Raw genomic sequence first — 4,019 nt, 5'->3', positions numbered from 1 at the left:
AAGACTTGCCCCACTAATCGGGGATTAAGACTTTGGCTACCCCTTTTGCAGCATTAGCCTCATCGGTCGGAAGACTTGCCCCACTAATCGGGGATTAAGACCCATAAAATTTTCCATTCCAATATTGTTTGGACGTCGGAAGACTCGCCCCACGCATCGGTCTTTCAATCTTTTCAGACGACCTCAAGCCAAGGTCGTCTGAAAATGTTGGAAAACCTGCCCCACTCATCGGGGATTAAGACACGGGGGAATACCTCTATAACGACCAACTGTTCGTCGGAAGACTTACCCCACTCATCGGGGATTAAGACCTGAATCGGCGGTTTTCGTAATCCATGCTGAACATCGTCGGAAGACTTGCCCCACGCATCGGGGGTTTCAATCTTTTCAGACGACCTCAAGCCTGGGTCGTCTGAAAACGTAGGTCGGATTCTTGAATCCGACAAATATTCCGACGTTTCTACATAGCAAAACAGCCTTGATATTGCATCAAGGCTGTTTTTGTTGGCGGAGGGTTTGTGTGAGTTCGGGGTCGTCTGAAAGGCGGCTTCGCGCTTACAGCTTGCCCACACCGCCCAAGATGATGCCTTCGGGCAAGGCGGGTTTGCCCAGGGCATGGATTATGCTGCTGTTGGGCAGGGGATAGCAGCGTAAATTGTCCTGCTTGGCGTTGAGCATTTTGCAAAGTGTTTCAAAGCATTGCCTTGCTTGATCACTGCTGCCGATGTGCAGGAAAACGCTGTTTTGCAGGGGAATGGCGTGCTGTATTAAATAGCGGTGTGCTTTTTGCAGGCGGTGAGGGTCGGCGATGTCGTAGGCGATGAGGTGGCGCATTTTTATTCTAAGGTGGTAAGTCCGCTTAATTGGATTTCAGGCTGTCCACTGTATTGGGAGAGGATGGCCAGATAGTCGGCGCAAAGCTGGTGGATATGGCTCCGCCATTGCTTGGCGGTTGCTTCGTAGGCTGGATAAAATTTGATGCGTGCGTTTTTGCTCATCAGGCAGCCTTGCGCGGTGGTTGAAAAATCCTCCGGTGTCAGGGTTTCTTGATAAAACAGGGAAAGCACCCAGACATCGCATAGGCTGCGCAGGTGTTCCAATAAATCGCAGGCAAGGGATTCGCGACCGTGTTCGGGCTGGTGGTAGTAGCCGATAAAGGGGTCTAATCCGCTTAGGTAGAGATGTTTGACGATGTCGAAGTGCAGCAGGGTGTAGGCGAGGGACAGGGTTGCGTTGAGTGGGTCGCGCGGCGGACGTTTGTTGCGTCCTGTAAAGTGCCAGTTTTCGGGCAGTACACTTGCCCATGCGCTGAAATAACGTGCGGCGGCAGCACCTTCTATGCCCCGCAATGCGGCAATGTCGGGGCTGCTTGAAATGGCATCGACAAGGTTTGCCAGGGCTTGGCTGTGGTTGTTCAGGTAAGCTGCATTCCGATTGTCCGAACATGCCATTTGCTGCAAGTGCTGCTGTTGTGCGGATAACTTGGCGGCAACAGTGTTTCGGGCGGCGGCAAGGCTTGCTGCCTTATCCTGCGACAGGGCGTATTGCGCGACACGTCTTTTTCCATCCAGTTTCCAGTTGGGCAGCATGAGGGCAGGGCGGTTTTGCCGCCCGTTTAATATGAGTACGCCGACGCCTGCTTCGCCCAGTTTGCTTAAAACCTTTGCCGATAGGGTTATATCCCCGCGTATGCAGACTCGCTGTAAGACTTTGAGCGGTACGGTTGCTATGCGTTCATCGGTTTCGTAACACACCAAAGCATCGCCGTCTGCTCGCAGGGTAAGGTTTTTGCGGTCTAGGTAGAGCGTGGTCATGAATTTGCCTTTCGGATTGAAGCTATACGGGTATAGGCATGAAGGAGGCGAATATCCTGTCGACAATCTTGCCGATGCAAAATTTAATCGCCCATTTCAAAATTGCTAGCCACATGGTTTTCTCCTTATTTTGTTGATGTTTCGTTGACGGTGACGACTGCGCTTATGGCGATGCCGAATAGGCAGACTATTGCAGCAAGTTTCGGATTTTTTTGCGCAATGTCTTTGACGGTTACAAAAATCGTGTCTAGGTTTTGCATCTTTTTTTCCTTTCCGTGTTGTTGTTTGTGTAATGTTGTAGGCGGTTTCAAATACTAAACCACCATAAAAACATCGTAGCGAAGCGGTTTGGTTGTGCTAAATAGCCATTCATTGTCTGACTGACTTAAGGCGAGATAATGCAGCGTATCATTTGAATCCAATAATTCACTCAATTTGCCGTTAAGTTGCATTAATTCGTCTGCGGTCAGCCAGCATTCAAATAAGGATTTCTGCATACCTACCGCATAGCTTTGCAATAAACGGCGTACGCGTGCTTGGCGGCGGGGGCAAGTGATGTCGTAAGCAAAAAGATAGTGTTGGCGCATTAGGACTAATAAAGAAAAAGCAACGTTGTCGAAAACAACGAAGTGAATTTTAGGCTTATGCGGCGTGAAATACTAAGAACACAAATTTGTTTTTCCGTATCAGCTTGTTTCGCTATTCTGGCGGTTGCATCCTTGTCCCGAAGGGTAGGATTGTTTTCATTCTCTCTATTTCGCATTTTCAGGTCGTCTGAAACGCCGTATCATGCCATTTTTTATTTGTCTGTCTGCCATGAATCCGCTTAATCTTCCTTCGGAATTGCCCATAGCCCGTTATCGTTTGCATTTCACGCTGACGCATGATTTGCAGCTTCCGTCCTATGCGGCTTCGACCTTGCGCGGTGTGTTCGGGCATGCGCTTTTGGCTGCCGCCTGTACCTGCGATACGCCCCAAACGCCGCATCTTCCCGATTGCCCCTATGCGCAGATTTTCGAGCCGGCGCCTTGTGCCGACTTGCCTAGCAGCGTGCGCCAAAGTCCGCCGCCGCCTTATCTGATCGAGACGCCGCTGGTCGCGCCCACGCATTTTCCGGCGGGCGCGGGGTATGCGTTTGATTTGGTGTTGTTTGGCAGGGCGCGGCACAGCCTGCCTTTGATTGCCGCCGTCTTTGCCCAGACTTTTGCCAAAGGGTTGGGGGCAAACAATGCGGGCAAGGGCGAATTGAGCGGCATTGCGGTACAGCAGGCGGACGGCAGTTTCCTGACGGTTAGCGAACGCGGCAGCCCCATCGCGCTGCACGACAACCATATCCGACTGCCCGAACGCTATCCCTCCCAAGCGTATATCCAGCTGCTTACGCCTCTGCGTATCCAGCAAAAAGGCAGGATTTTGCGTGAAACCGAACTGACGCAGGCGGTTTTCCTGCGCCAGCTTATGCGCCGCTATCTGACGCTTGCCCATCTGCACTGGGGCAACCATGCAAACGCTGCCGAGCTGTCCGCCCAAATCGGCGGACAAGGCGTCCCGCCCCGGCTTTTATGGCACGAACACCGCCGTTTTTCCAACCGTCAAAAGCAGATTACGCCCCTTAGCGGCGCAATCGGTACATGGCAGCTGACCGGCCTTTCGCCCGCCTTCTCGCAAATGCTGTATATCGGACAATGGCTGCACTTGGGCAAAGAAACGGTATTCGGCAACGGGCAATACCGCATTATCCAAGCAGTTTGATAATACACCCGATTGACAATACACCCGACGCAAAAACAGCCTTGATGGAACGAACCATCAAGGCTGTTTGATTTTTATCCCCGATTCGTGGGGCAGGTTTTCCGATATTTTCAGACGACCTTGACTTGAGGTCGTCTGAAAAGCTTTAAGCATGATACGTGGGGCAAGTCTTCTGACACAAGAGCGGTTATTTATGCTGAAAGGTATTAAGGTCTCAATCCCCGATTGGTGGGGCAAGTCTTCCGACGAAGCTATACCGCCAACGGCAAATCCACGCTGTAGTCTTAATCCCCGATTAGTGGGGCAAGTCTTCCAACTGAAACTACTAATGAAAATCGCATGGATAACATGGGTCTTAATCCCCGATTAGTGGGGCAAGTCTTCCGACAAAACCATTTCGGCTTACCATCGTTCTGTGGAATTGTCTTAATCCCCGATTAGTGGGGCAAGTCT

At 51.2% G+C, this 4,019-nt stretch carries 6 protein-coding genes; 1 reads left to right on the top strand and 5 read right to left on the bottom strand.

Features of this window, described 5'->3' with window-relative positions:
• Positions 1–173: 173 nt before the first annotated feature.
• The 5 genes from HMPREF3066_RS12725 to cas2 (HMPREF3066_RS03480) all read right to left on the bottom strand — a co-directional run bounded on the left by HMPREF3066_RS12725 (position 174) and on the right by cas2 (HMPREF3066_RS03480) (position 2,401).
• Positions 174–617 carry a hypothetical protein gene (locus HMPREF3066_RS12725; RefSeq protein ID WP_141743168.1) on the bottom strand — a complete coding sequence of 148 codons (444 nt, stop codon included), beginning with the start codon at positions 615–617 and terminating at the stop codon, positions 174–176.
• Positions 556–834 carry a CRISPR-associated endonuclease Cas2 gene (cas2, locus tag HMPREF3066_RS03490; RefSeq protein WP_070440470.1) on the bottom strand — a complete coding sequence of 93 codons (279 nt, stop codon included), beginning with the start codon at positions 832–834 and terminating at the stop codon, positions 556–558. Before cas2 (HMPREF3066_RS03490) ends, HMPREF3066_RS12725 begins: the two co-directional genes overlap by 62 nt.
• A 2-nt stretch (positions 835–836) precedes the next feature.
• The gene (gene cas1, locus HMPREF3066_RS03485) at positions 837–1,814 is read right to left on the bottom strand and encodes a CRISPR-associated endonuclease Cas1 (RefSeq protein ID WP_070440468.1); all 978 of its coding nucleotides are present in this window, start codon (positions 1,812–1,814) and stop codon (positions 837–839) included.
• A gap of 125 nt (positions 1,815–1,939) precedes the next feature.
• The gene (locus HMPREF3066_RS13500; protein ID WP_267894567.1) at positions 1,940–2,074 is read right to left on the bottom strand and encodes a hypothetical protein; all 135 of its coding nucleotides are present in this window, start codon (positions 2,072–2,074) and stop codon (positions 1,940–1,942) included.
• 54 nt (positions 2,075–2,128) lie between these two features.
• The gene (cas2, locus tag HMPREF3066_RS03480; RefSeq protein WP_070440466.1) at positions 2,129–2,401 is read right to left on the bottom strand and encodes a CRISPR-associated endonuclease Cas2; all 273 of its coding nucleotides are present in this window, start codon (positions 2,399–2,401) and stop codon (positions 2,129–2,131) included.
• Between the two features lie 202 nt (positions 2,402–2,603).
• Here cas2 (HMPREF3066_RS03480) and cas6 point away from each other — a divergent pair, with 202 nt between their 5' ends.
• Positions 2,604–3,566, top strand: coding sequence for a CRISPR system precrRNA processing endoribonuclease RAMP protein Cas6 (gene cas6, locus HMPREF3066_RS03475; protein WP_321178900.1), 963 nt, complete (start codon positions 2,604–2,606; stop codon positions 3,564–3,566).
• The last annotated feature ends 453 nt before the right edge of the window (positions 3,567–4,019 follow it).

This window comes from Neisseria sp. HMSC03D10, assembly GCF_001807625.1.
Lineage (GTDB): Bacteria > Pseudomonadota > Gammaproteobacteria > Burkholderiales > Neisseriaceae > Neisseria > Neisseria mucosa.
This window is presented reverse-complemented; position numbering and strand designations above follow the sequence as displayed.

What these genes read in the sequence shown, in the direction of transcription:
- HMPREF3066_RS12725 (WP_141743168.1), bottom strand. Translation starts at nt 617, where the DNA reads ATGCCCTGGGCAAACCCGCCTTGCCCGAAGGCATCATCTTGGGCGGTG.
- cas2 (WP_070440470.1), bottom strand. Translation starts at nt 834, where the DNA reads ATGCGCCACCTCATCGCCTACGACATCGCCGACCCTCACCGCCTGCAA.
- HMPREF3066_RS13500 (WP_267894567.1), bottom strand. Translation starts at nt 2,074, where the DNA reads ATGCAAAACCTAGACACGATTTTTGTAACCGTCAAAGACATTGCGCAA.
- cas6 (WP_321178900.1), top strand. Translation starts at nt 2,604, where the DNA reads ATGCCATTTTTTATTTGTCTGTCTGCCATGAATCCGCTTAATCTTCCT.
- cas1 (WP_070440468.1), bottom strand. Translation starts at nt 1,814, where the DNA reads ATGACCACGCTCTACCTAGACCGCAAAAACCTTACCCTGCGAGCAGAC.
- cas2 (WP_070440466.1), bottom strand. Translation starts at nt 2,401, where the DNA reads ATGCGCCAACACTATCTTTTTGCTTACGACATCACTTGCCCCCGCCGC.